The sequence below is a fragment of the Streptomyces sp. NPDC092952 genome, from assembly GCF_044754785.1.
Taxonomy (GTDB): domain Bacteria; phylum Actinomycetota; class Actinomycetes; order Streptomycetales; family Streptomycetaceae; genus Streptomyces.
This window is the reverse complement of sequence record NZ_JBIVPT010000020.1, coordinates 15,176-33,727: the sequence shown is the minus strand read 5'-3', so window position 1 is coordinate 33,727 and position 18,552 is coordinate 15,176. Positions and strand designations below refer to the sequence as shown.

The 18,552-nt window shown below is 70.9% G+C and carries 21 protein-coding genes; 9 read left to right on the top strand and 12 right to left on the bottom strand.

From position 1 onward, the window contains the following. Positions 1-144: 144 nt before the first annotated feature. From ACIQGQ_RS31575 to ACIQGQ_RS31565, 3 genes are all read left to right on the top strand, one after another. On the top strand, positions 145-306 hold the full coding sequence (locus ACIQGQ_RS31575) for a hypothetical protein (protein WP_366297614.1): 162 nt from the start codon (positions 145-147) through the stop codon (positions 304-306). Positions 307-401: 95 nt separating this feature from the next. After that, positions 402-1,613, top strand: a complete 1,212-nt coding sequence (locus ACIQGQ_RS31570; RefSeq protein WP_402402291.1) for a JmjC domain-containing protein — start codon at positions 402-404, stop codon at positions 1,611-1,613. Next, on the top strand, positions 1,547-2,407 hold the full coding sequence (locus ACIQGQ_RS31565) for an aldo/keto reductase (RefSeq protein ID WP_402402288.1): 861 nt from the start codon (positions 1,547-1,549) through the stop codon (positions 2,405-2,407). Before ACIQGQ_RS31570 ends, ACIQGQ_RS31565 begins: the two co-directional genes overlap by 67 nt. Here the strand turns inward: ACIQGQ_RS31565 and ACIQGQ_RS31560 are convergent. From ACIQGQ_RS31560 to ACIQGQ_RS31545, 4 genes are all read right to left on the bottom strand, one after another. Beyond that, positions 2,395-3,252, bottom strand: coding sequence for a hypothetical protein (locus ACIQGQ_RS31560; protein WP_402402285.1), 858 nt, complete (start codon positions 3,250-3,252; stop codon positions 2,395-2,397). The genes ACIQGQ_RS31565 and ACIQGQ_RS31560 overlap by 13 nt on opposite strands. 122 nt (positions 3,253-3,374) lie before the next feature. Further along, entirely contained in the window at positions 3,375-4,040 is a 666-nt protein-coding gene (locus ACIQGQ_RS31555) for a nitroreductase (RefSeq protein ID WP_402402281.1), read from the bottom strand. A gap of 35 nt (positions 4,041-4,075) precedes the next feature. Further along, a complete protein-coding gene (locus tag ACIQGQ_RS31550) occupies positions 4,076-4,294 on the bottom strand; it encodes a DUF397 domain-containing protein (protein ID WP_402402278.1) in 219 nt (72 codons plus the stop codon). Continuing rightward, positions 4,291-5,145, bottom strand: coding sequence for a helix-turn-helix domain-containing protein (locus tag ACIQGQ_RS31545; RefSeq protein WP_402402275.1), 855 nt, complete (start codon positions 5,143-5,145; stop codon positions 4,291-4,293). The genes ACIQGQ_RS31550 and ACIQGQ_RS31545 overlap by 4 nt, the downstream gene beginning before the upstream one ends. Positions 5,146-5,338: 193 nt before the next feature. On the opposite strand from ACIQGQ_RS31545, the gene ACIQGQ_RS31540 reads away from it, so the two are divergent. Both ACIQGQ_RS31540 and ACIQGQ_RS31535 read left to right on the top strand, forming a co-directional pair. Further along, the gene (locus tag ACIQGQ_RS31540; RefSeq protein ID WP_402402272.1) at positions 5,339-5,755 is read left to right on the top strand and encodes an ATP-binding protein; all 417 of its coding nucleotides are present in this window, start codon (positions 5,339-5,341) and stop codon (positions 5,753-5,755) included. Beyond that, positions 5,752-6,282 carry a hypothetical protein gene (locus ACIQGQ_RS31535; protein WP_402402269.1) on the top strand — a complete coding sequence of 177 codons (531 nt, stop codon included), beginning with the start codon at positions 5,752-5,754 and terminating at the stop codon, positions 6,280-6,282. Before ACIQGQ_RS31540 ends, ACIQGQ_RS31535 begins: the two co-directional genes overlap by 4 nt. A gap of 13 nt (positions 6,283-6,295) precedes the next feature. Here ACIQGQ_RS31535 and ACIQGQ_RS31530 read toward each other — a convergent pair whose 3' ends face one another. Continuing rightward, the gene (locus tag ACIQGQ_RS31530) at positions 6,296-6,784 is read right to left on the bottom strand and encodes a hypothetical protein (RefSeq protein ID WP_402402266.1); all 489 of its coding nucleotides are present in this window, start codon (positions 6,782-6,784) and stop codon (positions 6,296-6,298) included. After that, a complete protein-coding gene (locus ACIQGQ_RS31525) occupies positions 6,781-7,233 on the bottom strand; it encodes a hypothetical protein (protein ID WP_402402264.1) in 453 nt (150 codons plus the stop codon). Before ACIQGQ_RS31525 ends, ACIQGQ_RS31530 begins: the two co-directional genes overlap by 4 nt. Positions 7,234-7,411: 178 nt before the next feature. Here ACIQGQ_RS31525 and ACIQGQ_RS31520 point away from each other — a divergent pair, with 178 nt between their 5' ends. After that, the gene (locus ACIQGQ_RS31520; protein ID WP_402402261.1) at positions 7,412-7,807 is read left to right on the top strand and encodes a hypothetical protein; all 396 of its coding nucleotides are present in this window, start codon (positions 7,412-7,414) and stop codon (positions 7,805-7,807) included. Positions 7,808-7,844: 37 nt separating this feature from the next. Here the strand turns inward: ACIQGQ_RS31520 and ACIQGQ_RS31515 are convergent, their stop codons facing one another. Both ACIQGQ_RS31515 and ACIQGQ_RS31510 read right to left on the bottom strand, forming a co-directional pair. After that, complete coding sequence (locus tag ACIQGQ_RS31515; protein WP_402402258.1) at positions 7,845-8,303, bottom strand: hypothetical protein; 459 nt, start codon at positions 8,301-8,303, stop codon at positions 7,845-7,847. A gap of 152 nt (positions 8,304-8,455) precedes the next feature. Then, on the bottom strand, positions 8,456-9,313 hold the full coding sequence (locus ACIQGQ_RS31510) for an oxaloacetate decarboxylase (protein ID WP_402402255.1): 858 nt from the start codon (positions 9,311-9,313) through the stop codon (positions 8,456-8,458). 576 nt (positions 9,314-9,889) lie between these two features. On the opposite strand from ACIQGQ_RS31510, the gene ACIQGQ_RS31505 reads away from it, so the two are divergent. Then, on the top strand, positions 9,890-10,414 hold the full coding sequence (locus ACIQGQ_RS31505; RefSeq protein WP_402402252.1) for a hypothetical protein: 525 nt from the start codon (positions 9,890-9,892) through the stop codon (positions 10,412-10,414). A gap of 54 nt (positions 10,415-10,468) precedes the next feature. On the opposite strand, the gene ACIQGQ_RS31500 is transcribed toward ACIQGQ_RS31505, so the two are convergent. Beyond that, positions 10,469-12,397, bottom strand: a complete 1,929-nt coding sequence (locus ACIQGQ_RS31500) for an AMP-dependent synthetase/ligase (protein WP_402402250.1) — start codon at positions 12,395-12,397, stop codon at positions 10,469-10,471. A 179-nt stretch (positions 12,398-12,576) separates the two neighbouring features. Further along, positions 12,577-13,845 (bottom strand): acetyl-CoA C-acetyltransferase, encoded by a 1,269-nt coding sequence (locus tag ACIQGQ_RS31495; RefSeq protein WP_402402247.1) that lies wholly within the window; start codon positions 13,843-13,845, stop codon positions 12,577-12,579. A gap of 71 nt (positions 13,846-13,916) precedes the next feature. On the opposite strand from ACIQGQ_RS31495, the gene ACIQGQ_RS31490 reads away from it, so the two are divergent. Further along, entirely contained in the window at positions 13,917-15,245 is a 1,329-nt protein-coding gene (locus ACIQGQ_RS31490) for a 3-oxoacyl-ACP reductase (RefSeq protein ID WP_402402244.1), read from the top strand. A 4-nt stretch (positions 15,246-15,249) separates the two neighbouring features. Continuing rightward, complete coding sequence (locus ACIQGQ_RS31485) at positions 15,250-16,119, top strand: MaoC family dehydratase (protein ID WP_402402241.1); 870 nt, start codon at positions 15,250-15,252, stop codon at positions 16,117-16,119. Here ACIQGQ_RS31485 and ACIQGQ_RS31480 read toward each other — a convergent pair. Continuing rightward, on the bottom strand, positions 16,055-16,702 hold the full coding sequence (locus tag ACIQGQ_RS31480; protein WP_402402509.1) for a TetR/AcrR family transcriptional regulator: 648 nt from the start codon (positions 16,700-16,702) through the stop codon (positions 16,055-16,057). The two genes, ACIQGQ_RS31485 and ACIQGQ_RS31480, sit on opposite strands and share 65 nt — an antisense overlap. A gap of 136 nt (positions 16,703-16,838) precedes the next feature. Further along, entirely contained in the window at positions 16,839-18,227 is a 1,389-nt protein-coding gene (locus tag ACIQGQ_RS31475; RefSeq protein ID WP_402402238.1) for a dicarboxylate/amino acid:cation symporter, read from the bottom strand. Between the last annotated feature and the right edge of the window lie 325 nt (positions 18,228-18,552).

Here is an 18,552-nt window from a genome sequence, read left to right as displayed (position 1 = left end):
TCGCAGGCATCTTGGCTCGACCCCCTGCACCCCCGTGGCCCAAACCCCACGGCCGCGAGGCGGTCTCTCTCGGTACCGAGCACCGTCGCACCCCGAAAGCATCCCGTCGCCCCGGCGGGAGATCACTAAAGGAAGGAGCACCAAGTGCAGGACACCAAGGCTGCCGTGGAAGAGGGCCTCCTCATGGCCGTGGAAATCCTCGCGAGCGTCCATGACCGGCACGACAGCAACGCCTCCGACCCAGGACAGGGCGGTTCCGGCGACGGCCCCTGGCCTACCGGTGACGGGCTGAACCACGTGGCGTGAGCGCTGCCGCCGCCCTGGCGGAGGGGCCGCTGTGCGCGGCCCCTCCGCGTTTCACGTCCCATCCAAGGTCAGGAAGAGGAAAGGGGAACAGTTCCATGGAACACCGTCTGGTCCACGCGGTCGAAGAGGCGCTGGGGTGGGATGGCCCGGCACCGCTGGGGACGGAGTTCGCCCGGGGCAGCATTTGCGACCCCGAGGTCGTCACCAGGCTCCTCACGCCGCAGCGGCTGCTCGACATGGTCATGCGGCGGAGCGTGTCCAACCCGCAGTTCCGGTTCTTCAAGGGCGGCGAGGAGATGCACCCCGACGCGTACCTGAACCGACAGGTCACACCCCGTGGCCAGGCCGTGCCCATAGCGGACATGCGCCGCATCGGCAACCATTTACGGGATGGGGCGACGCTGGTCCTCGACCAATCGAATGTCTTCGACTGCACCATGGAGGTGGCGTGCCGGGCGTTGCAGTGGTGGTCGCGCGAGCACGTCCAGGCCAACATCTACCTGACCACAAACGACGCCTCCGGCTTCGACCTGCACTGGGACGACCATGACGTCGTCATCGTGCAGCTTGCCGGCGAGAAACAGTGGGAGGTACGCGGTAGCTCCCGGCCGGTACCGATGTACCGGGACGCCGAGCGAAACAACTCGCCTAGCGAAGACATTGTCTGGACCGGCACCCTCAAGACCGGCGACGTCATGCACATTCCGCGTGGCTACTGGCACGCGGCAACCCGCGCAGGCATCGGTAGCGGGCACAGCACCCACGTGACATTCGGTTTCGCCAAGCGCACCGCCGTGAGCTGGCTTGCCTGGCTGGCCGACTGGTCCCGCCAGGAAGAAATCTTCCGGCACGACCTCGACCGCTGGGGCGGCACCGACCAACAGCAGGACCAGCAGCGTCGATTGACCGCTGCGGCCACCCGGCTCATCGACACTCGCGACCCGGCGGTTTTCCTCCGGCACCGCGAAGAGGAAGCCCCGCCCGGCCGTCACGTCCCCTTCCTCGACATCTTCGGTCCTTTGGAAGCCGCGGTGTGTGTAACCGACTTCCCGCCGAAGGTCACTGAAGACGGGAAGACGGTCGTCGTGGAAGCAGCGGGCAAGAAGCTCACCTTCGCGAACAAAGCCCTGCCTGGCCTCCAAGCGCTCCTGAGCGGGCATCCCGTACGGCTGGACGAGGCCACCCATTCCATGGCAGCCGAGCTGAAGGATCTGGCGAAGATCCTGGTGAGGGAGGAACTGTGCGCGAGCCTGACCCCCGAATTGTCCTCGGGCTACACCGGTCTCGTTACGAACGCCGGATCCTGACCGACTCACTGGACCTGGGTGTCACCGCGATCGACACTAGTTTCAACTACCGAGGTTTCACCGCCCACGCCACTCTCGCGGACGTTGCCAGCGATCTGCTGCCCCGCTTCGTACTCTCCACGAAGGTCGGCACCTTTCCCGGCATCGGCCGGCCCGAGCATTCCCTCGACCCGGTTCGGCTGCGGGCAGCGCTGGAACAGACCAACCGCGATCTGGGTCGAGTGCCAGACCTGGTGTTCCTGCACAACCCGGAACGTTCTCTCCGCTCCCCTGCCTCTGTGGCAAGGGACGCCCTCGGCCAGGCATGCGCCACCCTGGCAACAGCCGTAAAGGACGGTCTGTGTGGTGCTTGGGGTATCTCTTCCTGGGACCCACGCCCCCTACCCGACCTCGTCGACACCACCATGCCCAGTCCCGCCGCCCTCATGGTCCGCGCGGGTCTCCTCGTCGGCGTCGATGTCCTCGAAGCCTCCGAAGCACTGGCAGCTCGATGGCATATTGCGCCGGACCAGGTCTGGGGGATGAGTCCCTTCGGAGGCAACGCGGACGACCCCGTGTGGGGGCAGCTGGACCCCCGCTTCTTCGTCTCGGGGATGGACAGCGCCGTCTCCGCCCTCCAGGCCGCGTTCCGTACGGCCTTCTTGCTCCCGGAGGTAGGAAGAATCGCCGTCGGCACGGACAACCCCACCCACCTCCAGGAGCTGGCTGACGCGCTCCGGTACGAGCCCGATACCGGCAGGCTGCGGGCGTACCGCCAGCTTCTCCGGGAGCGGGTCGGACGTCAGAGGGACTGAAGATCCGCTGCGACCTGCTCCGCCATCCGGCGGGCGGGTTCGAGGCGCGGGTCCTCGGGATGCGCGTCCGGGGCGAGGATCTTCGCGCAGACGAACAGGGTCATCAGCTTGCCGTCCCGGCTCTCCAGGTCGTGTCGCCGCTCGTGGCGTACGCGCTCGGCGAGAGCCGGGACGGCGAGCGAGTTGCCCCACAGTGACGCGGCGTCGAGCCCCTTCGGGGCCAATCCCCAGTCCTCCCAGTCGAACAGACAGAACTGCGGCCCGGTCATATTCGCCCAGTTCAGATCGGCATGTGCCGGCTGCCACTGACGTACCTCGGTGTCGATGCCTGCCGGAAGGAAGCGGCGTACCGCCGCCGCCACCCCGCTCTTTGTGATCGGCACGGTGTCCGGGGTCGCCACGCGACTGGTGCTCTGCGCCGAGAGCGCGCCCAGGGAGCGGTCCAAAGCTTCCCACCACTCCTCCGGCAGGAGTGGATCTGCCACGAGAACGCTGTTGCCCACCGGAGCACCGGGGAGCAGGTCGGTCTCGTCAGCACGCCACATCACCGGCTCGTCCCGCTGCCGCCACGCCGTACCGCGCCACCACCGCGGCATCGCGACGCCTTCCAGCAGCGCGGCACATTCAGTGCCGTTCCAGCCCTGGTTCCCGATCTTCTCGAAGCGGCGCCGTTCCACACGCACCCAGGTGCCGCGGTCCGTCCTTGCGCCGAGAGACCGGCGTTTACGTACCAGGGTGGCTCGGTCCAGCCGAGTCCTCAGCATCCGTTCGACCTCGTCGAAGACCATGTCGATCGCCTCGACCCGCAAGTCGAAAGCGGCGGCGGCTGATACGGAAGACGGCACTGGACCTCCTTGGCGACCGGTCGACGTTAGCAAGCAGTGATGCCTCTTGGCTCCAGGAAGGACCGGAACTGCCACAGCAGAACGCTGCTGCGTGGCTGAGCGTCGCAGGTTCCCCTGTCCGCTCACCCCCCGATGAACCGCACCGTCTCCGTCAGCTCCGCCCGGCCGGTGCGCAGCGGGGGCACGGCCTCGTCCTCGTACCCCACCGAGACGCCGCAGAACAGGAGCTGCCCGTCGTCGGCCCCGACCACCTCGCCGACGGTCGTCCGGTACATCGACCACATGATCTGCGGGCAGCTGTGCAGCCCCTCCGCGCGCAGCAGCAGCATGACCGTCTGGAGGTACATCCCCAGGTCCGACCACTGCGCGGACCCCATCGTCCGGTCGACGCAGCAGAACAGCACGGCCGGCGCCCCGAAGGCCGTCGCATTCAGGGTGGCGATCTTCCGGGGGCGGTCGGGGTCGCCGCGCTCGATCCCCAGCGCGGCATACCGCTGGGCGGCAGCGGCGGCGAACCGGTCCGTGTACGGGGAGGCCATGTCGGCCGGGTACATCGGGTACTCCCGCTCGTCCCCCGGGTCCCCCGCCCGCGCCCTGGCCGTCACGCGGCGCTTCAGCTCGGCCAGGGGTTCGCCGGTCACGACGTACAGGTGCCACGGCTGGAGGTTCCCGCTCGACGGGGCCCGCGTCGCGGCGGCCAGCACGCGCCGGAGCGCGTCCATCGGCACCGACTTGTCGCTGAACGCCCGGACGGCCCTCCGGCTGTCCACGGCCTCGTACACGTCCATAGATCCGCTCCCCTACCAGCCGGCCCGCGCCCGCCTCAGATCGCGCCCTCGCGCACGGCGGCGACGAACGTCCGCCACGAGGCGGCCCCGAACACCTGGGCTCCGCGACCCCGGTCCTTGGTGTCGCGCACGGCCTGACGACCGGAGGCCAGAGCGGCGTGCTCCACGCAGTTGTTGTCCACACCGCTGTAACTGCTCGTGCGCCATATCGCGGTTGTCAGCTCGCCGGCCGGACGGTTCAGGTTCTTGTTCATGTTCTGCTTTCCTCGATGAGGTCGCGGATGTAGCGGCGAGACGCGCTCGGGGAAAGTGCGGCGGCGGTCAACTCGTCCCATGCCTTCGCATACCTCTGAACGTCCCCACGCTGCTCAAGCAACGTACCACCGGTCAGATGCTCCAACCACACCACTTCGACCGGGGGTTCGGGCATCAGACTCAGGGACGCGAAGGACATGTACTGCTCCATGGGCAGCGCGGAATCCAGCGGGAGAACTTGGATGGTGACATTGGGGCGGGCCCCCTCTGTCAGCAGGTGCTGCAACTGCTCGCACGCAACACCGGGGCCACCGCTGATCCGATGCAGAGCCGGTGCGTCGATGACAGCACGGAGCAGAAACCCTTCCGCGTTGTCGAGGAGTTCCTTGCGCTTCATACGCGTCTGAACCAGGGTCTCGATCTTCTCCGCGGACGGCACGACTCCGAACACCTGACGCGCGTACGCCTCGGTCTGCAGAAGCCCGGGCACCAGCATGGGCTCGAACGTGCGGACCGCTTGGGAATCGGCCTCCAGCGTCAGATAGTCCTTGAGTCCGTCACGCAAGAGCGGACCGTGCCCGCTCCACCAGTCGACCTTGTGGATCTCCTTCGCCAGGCGTCGCAAGTTCGCCCGGTATCGCTCGTCGTCAACTCCGTAGAGCTTGAACAGCGTCGTCAGGTCCAGCGGGCGGATGCCGCGCTTTCCGTTCTCGATCTGACTGATCTTGGGCTGCCCGCATTCCAGGGCGTCCGAAGCGTCCTGGACCTTGAGGCCGGCTTCCAGTCGGAGCCGACGAAGTTCCCCGCCGAGTCGGCGGCTGCGCATGGTGGGCATATCGCTCTGAGCCATGGCCACATGATGGTCACGCCCTTCCAAGGCCGACAACTGCCTTCGACAAGACACACCCGAACGAATGAACACGGCGAGGAATACTTGCCTAAGGGATCGTTCTCGCGGCACGATCCTTCGCACTGCCGAGAGCAATCGGCCCATCGCTGTGCGTTGATCGACTGGCGCGCTCTCACTCCACGCAGGAGGAGCCATGACCGTTACGACGGAGATCGAACCGCCGCACTACCGCCACGAGTTGTTCGTCCACCCGCAGTCGCTCGCCCATATGCGGCGCATCGTCAGCTGTCTGGTGGACCTGTGGGACTTCCAGGAGCTGACGCACACCGCCGCGCTCTGCGCGCACGAACTCCTGACCAACGTCGACCGCCATACGCCTTCGCCCCGCTGCACGTTGACGCTGCAACGCCGTACGGACGGCGTACGGATCACGGTCGGCGACTCCAGCCCGACGCCGCCCACCCCGCGCACCCCGGACTGGGTGGCCGAGAGCGGGCGGGGGCTCGCGCTCATCGGCGGGCTGGCCTTCGACTGGGGCTCCGAGCCCGCGCCGCAGGGCAAGAACGTCTGGGCCGACCTGCGCAGTTCGCGGCAGAGGGGCATCGCGTGAGGCAGCCCGACGCCCTCGCGCCCCGGCACGCGGCGGCCGAGCTGGCCTCGGCGCTACGGGAGGCGGGCATCCGCGTCCCGATCCAGAGGGGTGAGCCCGAACCGGGCCCCGGCGTCGTCGGGTTGAGGCCGCTGTCCCCCGCCGAGGCGCGTCGGCTGGCCCGGCTGGTCCGTACGGGTACGAAGCGCACGCTCAAGGCCGCGCGGACCCTGCGCGACGTGCTCGACGCCCACCGTCTCGACCTCTCGGGCATCCAGGTCCGGGGCGGGCGCATCGCGCTCGGCACCACCTCACCGGCCACCGCCGAACGCCTGGCCCGGCTGCTCGACGCCGTCCCACCCGTCCCAGCCGTCCCGATCGACGCGGACCGGACCGCCGAACGCCTGCGGAACGCCTTCGCCGCCACCACGGGCGGGGACGCGCTCGACGTCCACGTACGGGAAACGGCGTACGGGGAGACGGTGCTGGCGCTCGGCTCCATCGATGCGACGGCGGCCCGGCGCCTGGTCGCGGCCCTCCGGTCCTGAACCGGCCCGCCGCCTACCTCTCGACCGTGACGGCCCAGCGGACGCCCGCCGGAGCCGTGATCCGTACGGTGCCCTCGCCGCGCGCCTTCTTCAGGTGGACCTCGTTGTAGGCGCTGCTGACCTCGCCCTTCACGCAGTCCAGGGGGAACGAGAGCGCGACGCCCGTGACGGTGACGCCGAGGGTGCCCTCGCCCTGGCAGTCGACCTGGACGGCCAGCGTTCCGGTGCCGATCCTCCCGGTCAGTGGGAGCTCCGCGTTCCCCTGCCTGGACGCCACGGAGAGCAGGACCGGGCCGTCCCCGACCGGCCGGGGCGCCCGCGACACCGTCTCGCGGTCACCGCTCCGGAGAGGCGCCGGGCTGCTGACGGGCGAGGCATCGGCCGAGGCGGCTGCCACCGGCTCCTCCCGACCGCTGTCGCACCCGGTCGACAGGACCAGCGCGGCTGCGAGCACGGCGAGCTGTACGGCGGAGGCACGAACGCTCGACCTTTCCACGGTCACCGCCCCACCCTCTTCTCCGGCCGGACGGCATGGCAGGACTCGCAGGTGTGGCCGTCGATCTCCGCCATCAGGTCGCGAGCGGCCGCCCGCACGGCGGCGTCCTCGTCACGAGCCAGAACCTCCGCCGCGCCCCTGCCGTCGAGCACGGCCCGATGAGCCGCCCGCTGCACCTCGATCCTGGGAGGGTTGGCATGTTCAAGGATCGTCCGCAGGAGTTCGATCACTCCGGGTCGGCTGGTGACCGAGTCGGTCACGGCGAGATCCCACAGAAACGGAACCGCCTCCACGGTCGCGTCGAAAACGGCCAGCTCACCGAGCCACAGACCGAGATCGCCCAACGCCGCGCCACCGGTCCGGGCGTCACCCCACGCGACGCGCGACAGCCGCCCCGGAACCTCCGCCGCCGATCCGTACGCGTGCGTCAGCTCGTGCCACCGGACACGGTCCATTCCCTTGAGGATCGTCCCCATCCCACACCCCAGTCCTGTTGCCCGGCCGCGCCTGCGAACTGAACTCCCCCATCACACCCCACGGGCCACGGGCGCCACCAGTGCCCATATCCGGGGCACTGTAGGTCCACGCGCCCGACCCGCGTCACCGGTCGGGCGGGCCGCATACGATCTCCGCATGGACGAAGCGCGCTTTCTGGACCTCCTTGAAGGGGTGTGCCGCCGTCCCGCCATGTTCACCGGCGCGCACACGGTGGATTCCGTCGCGGTCCTCCTGACCGGCTACTTCCTCGGCGTGGCGCACAGCGACCCCGCGAGCCCCGGGAACGCGGGGTACACGCGGTGGGTCGAGACGCGGTACGACGTCTTCCACCCCGCCTGGTCCTGGACCCGGATCCTGCTCCACCACCACGGCGACGACCGGGCGGTCCTGGACGTCCTGCCGTCCCTGCTCCGGGAGTTCCTGGCCGCGCGGGAGGCGTACGGCGTCGAGGGAATCGAGGCACGTCACCGCGACCGCTTCGACGGCCGGACCCGGGTCCCCGAGCGCACGCACACCGCAGACCCGCGCTGAGTCCGGATCTCAGGGGTCAGGGGTCAGGAGTCAGGGCTCAGGCGGGCGGCCGGGCGCCCGTGTCGTGGTCGGCGTCGCCCTCCGGGTCGTCGCCGCCGGTCGCCGCCGACTCCACCGGCGCGGGCGGCGGGAGCGGGGCATCCTCGTCCTCGTCGTCCTCGTCGGCCTGTTCGTCCGGGGCCGCCTGGACGCCCACCGCCTGGGACGACGAGACGTGCTGGTCGATCGCGCCGCCACCGCCGTCGTGGTCGCTACCCGCCGTGCCCTTGCTGAGGGGGCCCAATACGTTCAGGGTGCGGTCCACCTCCAGCCAGGAGTCGGCGTTGGAGTTGTCGATGGTGATCAGGGACGGTCCGTGGTGGGTCTCCATCCCGCCGTCCGGGGCGTCCGCCCACGCCGTCCCGGTGGCGGCGGCCTGGCAGAGGGCGGCGAGGGTGATCAGGCGGGCGGCGCGCGAGGCGGCGGAGGTCAGGGGGGTGCGTGGTGCTCGTGGCACGGGTGGCTCTGTTCTCTCGGGGCTCGGGGGGGGTAACCCCGGGGCCGGGGTCCTGAAGGGGCGGGGGCGCGCTTCCGCCGTCCGTACGGTCCCCGCCGATGCGCGGAGCGGGGACCGTACGGAGTCCGTGGGCGCGATGTGGTGCGTACGGGTCAGACGGACGCGGGGGCCGGGTGGTGGCGGCTGATGTTGCGTTCCAGCAGCTCGGTCGAGCGCTGCACCCCGATCCCCTCCGAGGCCACGAACTCCGGGAGCCGCCCGTCCGACGCCTTCAGCTCCGACAGCGCGGAGTCGATCGCGGCGTGCGCGGCGAACAGGCACGGGGTGCTGTAGATCGCCACCTGGCAGCCCATTTCCTCCAGTTCGGAGAGCGAGAGCCGGGGCGACTTGCCGCCCGCGATCTGGTTGAAGAGCAGCGGCTTGTCCCCGGTCACCTCACGGACGCGCCGGATCCACTCGACGCTGCGCACCCCGTCGACCAGCACCACGTCCGCGTCCGTGGCCGCCAGCGCCTCCGCCCGGCGCAGGATGTCGGCCTCCTCCGTGGCGTCCGTACGGGCCACGACCAGCAGGTCGCGCCGGCTCCTGAGCACCAGGTCCAGCTTCTCCAGGTACTCCTCCAGCGGCAGCACCTGCTTGCCGTCCGCATGCCCGCAGCGGCGCGGGCGCTTCTGGTCCTCCAGGATGATCCCGGAGGCGCCGATCCGCTCCAGCCGCTGCACCACGTGGCAGGCGACCTCCGGGTCCACGTAGCCGTCGTCGATGTCGACCAGCAGGTGGTGCGCCGGGAAGGCCAGCCGCAGCCGCTCCACGAAGGCCACCATGTCCGGCCAGGCGATGAACCCGATGTCCGGCAGCCCGTAGTGCGAAGCAGCGAAGCCGAATCCGGACACGAAGAACCCGTCGTAATGCCGGGCCACGACCGAGGCCGAATACATGTCGTAGATGCCGATGAGAGGGGTCGTTCCCGGGGCCCGGACTTCTTCCCTCAGCGCAGTTCCGTAACGCATGGCGTCTCCTTGCCGATGAGTCGTCGATCCACCGGACCGACGGCCCGGCGAATTCATGGGGGATGAAAGGGGGTTGAGACGTTTCCCGCCGCCCCGGACACCATTGACGTGGGCTCCTGCGGCGCGCTGACGCGTGGGGGGAACGGCGGTGATCCCGCTCCATACAGGCACGGGGCCGTCCTCCTGCGAAGACGGGTATATCTATACCCACGTGACTCTCCCTTTACCTTCGGACACGCCGCGTTTGACCTTGCGTACGAAACCACCGGGCGCACGCCGGAGCGTTCGCGGAGCCACTGCGGAACTCTTACGGGACAAGGGAGTTGCGGGAAGGGAATTCTTCCGATCATCCGCCGCGACAGCTCTCCGAAAGGCCCCGGAGCGAGGCCGTACGGTCGAACTGTTCGACTACCGCGCCGCGTTCCTTCGACTGTCCGATGAAAGCCCCGGGTCAACCTCGGCGGCGGTCTTTCACACGATGGGCGACCCTCGGAACGGGTCCGGGCCGGGCAGGATCGCCGCAGCCGAAAGCCTCGAAGCCTCGGCCGACCCTCCGAAGGACAAGGAGTGCCTCATATGACACGCCGTATCGGTCCGCTCTCCGCCCGCGCGGTCGTCGCCGCCCTCGCCGCCGCATCGGCCCTGCTGGCGGCCGGTGCCGCGCAGGCCGTCGTCCCGGCCGCCGCCCCGGCGAAGTACGCGAAGCACGAGGACGCCGCCGCCGTGCTCAAGAAGGCGGGGGTGACCTGGACGTCCAGCGGCAACTGTTCCGACCGGGGCAAGAAGACGTGCACGTCGTTCACCGGGATCAACAAGGCGTCCGTCGACGGCGTCATCGCGTTCAAGAAGGCCAGCGGCTGCAAGGTGGTCATCACCGGCGGGACCGAGACGGGCCACTCCTCCGGCACGTACAGCCACAGCAACGGCTACAAGACCGACATCTCCACCAAGGTCGCCTGCGTCAACACCTACATCAAGGGCAAGCTCGCCAAGGCGGGCAAGCGCAGCGACGGGGCCGCGCTGTACAAGTCCGCCGCCGGCAACGTCTACGCCAACGAGGGCAGCCACTGGGACATCACGCACTACAACGGCAAGGTGTAGGAACGGGCGGTGCCCCGGCCCGCCCGGGGCACCGCCCGCCACCGCCGCCCGCGTTCACTTCCGGTACAGCGCCTCGATCTCCGCCTCGAAGTCGCGGGCGATCGCGGCGCGCTTCAGCTTCAGGGAGGGGGTCAACTGCCCGGCCTCCTCGGTGAAGTCGACCGTCAGGACGGCGAACTTGCGGATCGACTCCGCCCGCGAGACCAGTTGGTTGGCCTCGTCGACGGCGCGTTGCAGGGTGGTGCGCAGTTCGTCGTCGTCGACGAGTTCCCGGATCGGGACGTCCTGCTTCTTCGTCATCCGGCGCCAGTGCGCGAGCCCCTCCGGGTCCAGGGTGATCAGCGCGGCGACGAAGGAGCGGTTGTCGCCGACCACCATGCACTGGCTGATCAGGGGATGCGCGCGCAGCCGGTCCTCCAGCGGGGCCGGGGTGACGTTCTTGCCGCCGGAGGTGATGATGATGTCCTTCTTGCGGCCGGTGATCGTGAGGTAGCCCTCGGCGTCGAGCGCGCCGAGGTCGCCGGTGGCGAACCAGCCGCCCTGCCCCGCGGGCGCCACCTCCCCCCGCTCCCCGTCCCAGTACCCCTGGAACACCTGGCCGCCGCCGAGCAGCACCTCCCCGTCGTCCGCGATCCGTACGGCGGTGCCGGGCAGCGGCCAGCCGACGGTGCCCAGGCGCGGTTTCAGCGGCGGGGTGACGGTGGCGGCGGCGGTGGTCTCGGTGAGGCCGTAGCCCTCGTAGATCTCGACGCCGGCGCCCGCGTAGAACGCCGCGAGGCGGCGGCCCAGCGGGGAACCGCCGCAGATCACGTGCCGGACGTGGCCGCCGAGCGCGGCCCGGATGCGGCGGTAGACCAGCGGTTCGTACAGGGCGCGGGCGGCCCTGAGGCCGATCCCCGGTCCGGGGCCGGTGCCGTGTTCGGCGGCCTCGACGGCCTCCCCGTAGCGCTGGGCGATCCGGGCGGCCCGGTCGAAGGAGGCGGCGCGGCCCATCTGCTCGGCGGTGGCCCGGCCGGTGTTGTACACCTTCTCCAGCACGTACGGGATGGCCAGCAGGAACGACGGCCGGAAGCCGGCCAGGTCGGCGAGGAGGTCCTCCGTCCTGATCGACGGGGCGTGGCCGAGCCGGACCCGGGCGCGCAGGCAGCCGATCGCGACCATCCGCCCGAAGACGTGCGAGAGCGGCAGGAAGAGCAGGGTGGAGGCGGGGTACTTGCTGACCGACTTGAAGACCGGGTGGAGCAGTTCGATCGCGTTGTCCACCTCGGCGAAGAAGTTGCCGTGGCTGAGCACGCAGCCCTTGGGGCGGCCGGTGGTGCCGGAGGTGTAGATGAGGGTGGCGGGGGTCTGCGGGGTCAGGGCGGCGCGGCGGGCGGTGACGGCGTCGTCGGGGACGTCGCGTCCCGCCTTCCTCAGCCGGCCGAGGGCGCCGGTGTCGAACTGCCAGAGGTGGACGAGGCCGCCGAGCCCCTTGCGTTCCTGGCTGATCAGCCGGGCCTGTTCCGTGGTCTCGACGGCGCAGGCGGCGGCGCCGGAGTCCTGGAGGATCCAGCGGGCCTGGAGGGCGGAGGAGGTCGGGTAGACGGGGACGGTGACGAGCCCGGCGGCCCATGCCGCGAAGTCCAGCAGGGTCCACTCGTACGTCGTACGGGCCATGATCGCGATCCGGTCGCCGGGGCCGAGCCCCTCCGCGATCAGCCCCTTGGCGACGGCCAGGACCTCCTCGGCGAACTCCGCCGCCGTCACGTCCCGCCACGCGCCGCCGTTGTCGTCGCCGCCACCGGGTTGTTTGCGGCTGAGGACGGCCTCGTCGGGGGCCTCGCGGGCGTTGTCGAACGGGATCTCGGCGAGCGAGCCGCGGCGCGCCTGCGGGGCGGCGGGCGGTACGGCGGCCTGCCGGACGGTGCCGTCCGGGCCCCGGGTGAGGGTCGGTTCGACCAGCACGGGGGCGGACGCGGTGGATGGCGTGGGTGGCGTGGACACGTGCGGCTCCTCGGCGTGATGGCGGGCGGTGGCGCCGGGTCCGTCCGGCGCCACCGGTGCGGTGCTGAACGCGCTCTACGTGCTGTTCCGTTACGGGTACTGCCTCATGGATCAGGGGAGTTCACAGGAACCCCGGGGTGCTCGGGGTACTCGCGGTACTCGGGGGTGCTCAGGGGTGCTCAGGGGCGTTCGAGGACGGCCGTGACGCCCTGGCCGCCCGCCGCGCAGATCGAGATCAGTCCCCGCGACGGCCCCTCCCGCTCCGCCAGCAGCTTCGCCAGCGTGGCGACGATCCGGGCGCCGGTCGCGGCGAACGGGTGGCCGGTGGCGAGCGAGGAGCCGACGACGTTGAGCCGGTCCCGGTCCACCGGGGCCAGCCCCTGCTTCTCCCAGGCCGCCAGGGTGGCCAGCACCTGCGAGGCGAACGCCTCGTGGACCTCGAACAGGTCGAAGTCCCCGATGGTCAGCCCGGCCCGCTCCAGCATGCGCGGCACGGCGTACGCCGGGGCCATCAGCAGACCGTCCTCGCCGTGCACATGGTCGACGGCGGCCGTCTCGTACAGGGAGAGGTAGGCGAGCGGTTCCAGTCCGCGCTCGCGGGCCCACTCCTCGCTCGCCAGCAGCACGGTCGCGGCGCCGTCGGTGAGCGGGGTCGAATTGCCCGCGGTCATCGTGGCGTCGGGGTGATCGGTGCCGAACACCGGCTTCAGCGTGGCGAGTTTCTCCACCGTGGAACCGGGGCGCAGGTTCTGGTCGCGCTCCAGCCCCTGGAACGGCACCACCAGGTCGTCCAGGAAGCCGCGCTCGTACGCCGCCGCGAGCCGCTGGTGGCTGGTGGCGGCGAGCAGGTCCTGCTCCTCGCGGCCGATCCCCCACCGGCGGGCGGTGATCGCCGCGTGCTCGCCCATCGAGAGACCGGTGCGGGGCTCCGCGTTGCGCGGGATCTCCGGGACGAGGTGGCGGGGGCGCACCCCGGCGAGCGCCTTGAGCCGGCCGCCCGTCGACCTCGCCCGGCGGGCGGCCAGCAGGATGCGCCGCAGTTCGTCGTTGACGCCGAGCGGTGCGTCGCTGGCCGTGTCCGTGCCGCCCGCGATCGCCGAGTCGACCGCCCCGAGCATGATCTTGTTCGCGGCGGCGACGACCGCCTGGAGCCCGGTGCCGCACGCCTGCTGGATGTCGTACGCGGGGGTGCGCGGGTCGAGCGCCGAGCCGAGCACGGTCTCCCGGGCGAGGTTGAAGTCGCGGCTGTGCTTGAGCACCGCGCCCGCGACGAACTCGCCGACCCGCTGCCCCTGGAGCCCGAACCGCTCGACCAGTCCGTCCAGCGCGGCCGTCAGCATCCGCTGGTTGGAGACCCGCGCGTACGGGCCGTCGGAGCGCGCGAACGGGACGCGGCTGCCGCCGACGACCGCGACCCTGCGGGGCTGCGGGAGTGCGAGGGGGATCATCTCGACCAGCTCCTGACTCTTGAGTAACCTTACTCCAGAGTAAATCTACGACCGAGCAGGGAGTCTGGACAATGGCCGACCGCTATCTGCACTTCACCGGCACCGCACCCGGCCGTTTCCTGACCCGCCGGCTCGGGCTGCCGCAGCCCGCCGCGCTGCGCCGCTGGTCGCCCGGGACGCCGGCGCTGGACGGTCCGCTGCTCCACCTCACCGCCGGGGACTCCGCGGTGACCGAGCGGCTCGGGGCGCTGCTCGCGTCGACCGGGCTCGACGTCACCGGCCCCGGCGGCACCCCGGGGCGCCCCGCCGGGATCGTGCTCGACGCGACGGGGGTCGTCACCCCGGGCGGGCTCGCCGAGGTCCACGCGGCGCTGCATCCGGTGATCCGCTCCCTCGCCCCGGGCGGGCGCGTCGTGGTGCTGGGGGTGCGCCCGTCGGCCGACGACCACCACCAGGCCGCCGCCCAGCAGGCGCTGGAGGGCTTCGTGCGCTCCCTGGGCAAGGAGATCGGCCGGGGCGCCACCGTACAACTGCTCCGGATCGTCCCGGAAGGCGTCGGGGCGGCCGGATCCACCCTGCGTTTCCTGCTCTCGCCCCGGTCCGCGTACGTCAGCGGCCAGGTGATCGAGCTGACCGCCGCCGAGCCCGGACCCGTCGCCGATCCGGCGGCCCCGCTCGCCGGGCGCACCGCCCTGGTCACCGGCGCGGCGCGCGGCATCGGCGCCTCGGTCGCCGAGGTGCTGGTCCGGGACGGCGCCCGGGTGCTCGTCCTGGACGTCCCGGCCGTCCGCGACGAACTGGCCGCCACCGCCGAGCGGCTCGGCGCCACCGCGCTGCCGCTGGACATCACCGCCGACGACGCCGCCGGGCGGATCGCCGACGCGGTCCCGGACGGCCTCGACGTACTCGTCCACAACGCGGGCATCACCCGGGATCGCCGGCTCGCCAACATGCCCGCCGAGCGCTGGGCATCGGTCGTCGACGTGAACCTGGACTCGGTGCTGCGCACCACGGACGCCCTGCTGAAGGCGGGCACCCTCCACCGCGGCGGCCGGATCGTCGCCACCGCGTCCATCGCCGGGATCGCGGGCAACAACGGCCAGACCAACTACGCGGCGAGCAAGGCGGGCATCATCGGGCTGGTCCGCTCGCTGGCCCCGCGCGCCGCCGCCGAGCACGGCATCACGGTCAACGCGGTGGCGCCCGGCTTCATCGAGACGAGGATGACCGCGGCCGTGCCGCTGTTCATCCGGGAGGCGGGCCGCCGGATGAACTCCCTCGGGCAGGGCGGGCTCCCGGTCGACGTCGCCGAGACGGCCGCCTGGTTCGCCCAGCCCGGATCGGCGGCCGTCAACGGCCAGGTCGTGCGGGTCTGCGGCCAGAGCCTGCTGGGGGCGTGACCCCATGTCGAAGATGAACGCGACACTCGCCCGGGCAACTGTCACATCGTTTTTCAAGAGGGCGGGTGCCCCCGGCGCCGCGCTCCCCGCCGGACGGGCCGTCCGCCCGGCCGCGCCGCCCCCGTCCGGCCCGCTCGCCGCGTACCGCGAGGTCTGCGGCTTCACCGGGGCGGACACCGTGCTGCCGCTCACCTATCCGCATGTGCTGGGCTTCCCGCTCACCATGGGGCTGATGGCGGACCGGGCGTTCCCGCTGCCGGTGCTCGGCCTCGTCCACACCTGGATCGAGATCACCCGCCACCAGCCCGTGCACCCCGTCGACGCACTCGAACTCACGGTGTACGCACAGGAGTTGACCCCGCACCGGCGCGGCACCGAGGTCACGATGGCCACCGAGGCCCGGCACGGGGACACCCTGGTCTGGGAGTCCCGCAGCGGCTACCTGTCCCGGCACGACCGGAACACCCCTGCCCCCGGCACGCCCAAGACCACCACCGCCACCGCCGAGGAGCTTCCCGCCGTCGCCGAATGGCGGCTCCCCGGCGACCTCGGACGGCGGTACGGCGCCGCCTCCGGCGACCGGAACCCCATCCACCTGTACCCGCTGACCGCCCGGCTCTTCGGCTTCCCCCGGGCCATCGCCCACGGCATGTGGACCGTCGCCCGCTGCCTGGCCGAGATCCCGCGCCCGGACGAGGTCCACCACGTACGGGCCGACTTCAGGGCCCCGGTCCTGCTGCCCGCCACCGTCACCTACGCGGCCGACGACACCGGGTTCCAGCTGCGCTCCGCCACCGGCCGCGTCCACCTCACCGGGCGGACGCGGCGTGCTCCCGGTCCGGGACCGGAGGCTGCCAGGGACGGCCGTTCATAAGGTTCTCCAGGCCCGCCCAGGAGAAGTTCATCAGGGTGGCCGCGGCCTCCTTCGCCGAGACGCCCGGGGTCTCGTTGGCCCAGCCGGCGAGCGACTCCGCGGCCCCCACCAGTGCCTGCGCGAGCCCCGCCACATCGCGGTCGGGCAGTTCCGGGTCGCGGTGCGCCTCGCGGGCCGCGGCCCCGATCAGCTCCGTCACGAACGCGACGATCTCGTCGCGCATCACCGCCACCTCGTCGGCGAACGGCTCCCCGTGCGTACGCGCCTGGCGGTGCAGCACCGCCCAGCCGTCCGGGTTCTCGGCCGTGTGCGTGAAGAACGCCCGCAGCCCCGACCAGAGCTGCCGGTCCGCCGGAAGCCCCGGCTCCGCCCCGGCCCGCACCGCGTCGACCAGCGCCTTCGCCTCACGCCTGATGCAGGCGGTGAACAGCTCCTCCTTGGAGTGGAGGTACAGGTAGACGAGCGGCTTGGAGACCCCCGCCAGCTCGGCGATCTCGTCCATCGAGGCGGCCCGGTACCCCCGCTGCCCGAAGGTCCGCACGGCGGCGTCCATCATCTGCCGCTCGCGCACGGCACGCGGCATCCGTTTGTTCTTCACCGCACCCACGTCGCTTTCCTTCCGCCCCCGGTCGCACCGCTCTCCCCCGGTAAGGGTACGAGGACGCCCCCGGTCCGCGCTCGCGGACCGGGGGCGTCCCGTGCTGCCGTACGCGTACCGGCTACGCGGTGGCCGGAACCCGCTCCGGCTCGGTGTCGCGCACCTCGGCGTCACCGGCCGCGCCGACCGGCGCCTCGGTGACACTCGGCGTGTCGTCGACCGGCGAGGAGGAGGCCGAGTTGTACGCGTCGTGGTCGAGGATCTTCTCGCGGGCCGAGACGATCACCGGGACCAGCGCCTGGCCCGCCACGTTGGTGGCCGTACGCATCATGTCGAGGATCGGGTCGATCGCCATCAGCAGGCCGACGCCCTCCAGCGGGAGGCCCAGCGTCGACAGCGTGAGGGTCAGCATGACCGTCGCACCGGTGAGACCGGCGGTGGCCGCCGAACCGATCACCGAGACGAAGGCGATCAGGACGTAGTCGCCGACACCGAGCTGCACGTCGAAGATCTGTGCGATGAAGATCGCCGCCAGCGCCGGGTAGATCGCGGCGCAGCCGTCCATCTTGGTGGTGGCGCCGAACGGGACCGAGAAGGAGGCGTACTCCTTCGGGACGCCGAGGCGCTCGGTGACCTTCTGGGTGACCGGCATGGTGCCGACCGAGGAGCGGGAGACGAAGGCCAGCTGGATGGCCGGCCAGGCGCCCTTGAAGAACTGGACCGGGCTGAGCTTGGCGACCGTCGCGAGGAGCAGCGGGTACACGCCGAACATCACCAGGGCGCAGCCGATGTAGATGTCGGCGGTGAACGTGGCGTACTTGCCGATCAGGTCCCAGCCGTAGTCCGCGATGGCGTAGCCGATCAGGCCGATGGTGCCGATCGGGGCGAGGCGGATGACCCACCACAGGGCCTTCTGGAGCAGCTCCAGGACGGACTCGCTGAGGGTGAGGATCGGCTGGGCCTTCTCACCGAGCTGGAGGGCGGCGATACCGGCGACGGCGGCCATGAAGACGATCTGGAGCACGTTCAGCTCGGTGAACGGCGTGATCACGTTGTCCGGGATGATCCCGGTCAGGAAGTCGAGCCAGGAGCCGGCGTGCTCCGGCAGCTTGCCGTCCTTCGGCGTGAGGCCGGTGCCCGCGCCCGGGTTGGTGATCAGGCCGATCGCGAGGCCGATGGCGACCGCGATCAGCGAGGTGATCATGAACCAGAGCAGGGTGCGGGTGGCCAGCCGGGCGGCGTTGTTGACCTTCCGCAGATTGGTGATCGACACCAGGATCGCGAAGAAGACGAGCGGCGCGACGGCCAGCTTCAGCAGCTGGACGAAGATGTGGCCGACCTTGTCGAGCGTGGTGTACAGCCAGCCGATGTCGTAGCTGCGGGCCAGCCAGCCCAGGACGACACCGAGGACGAGGCCGGCGACTATCTGGGCCCAGAAGGGGACCTTGGGAAGCCGGAAACCGGACCCGGACGGGGTCTCGGCAGCGGTGGACGCGGGATTCGCGGACACGGACACACTCCAGATGTGACGCATCGGGGCGCACAGGGGCAGGGATTTGTGGGACGGGGGTGGGTGCGGCGCCCGCGTCAGGGGTGGCGCCGCTGCATGGTGCCGTTCAGACTGCGCGGCAACAGACCGCGGACATACAGCGGCAGAGATCGACATGCAGGCGCACCACGAGCGGGATGCTCATGGCGTGTCGAGGGCGCACTGCTGTCTTCATGCCCAACACGTTAACACTTGAACTTTGGGAACCTCAAAGGTCTTCTTTGACTCTTCCCTCTTCGCGCACCTTCCAGGCCCGGCCCGCTTCCGACCGGGAACGACGAGAACC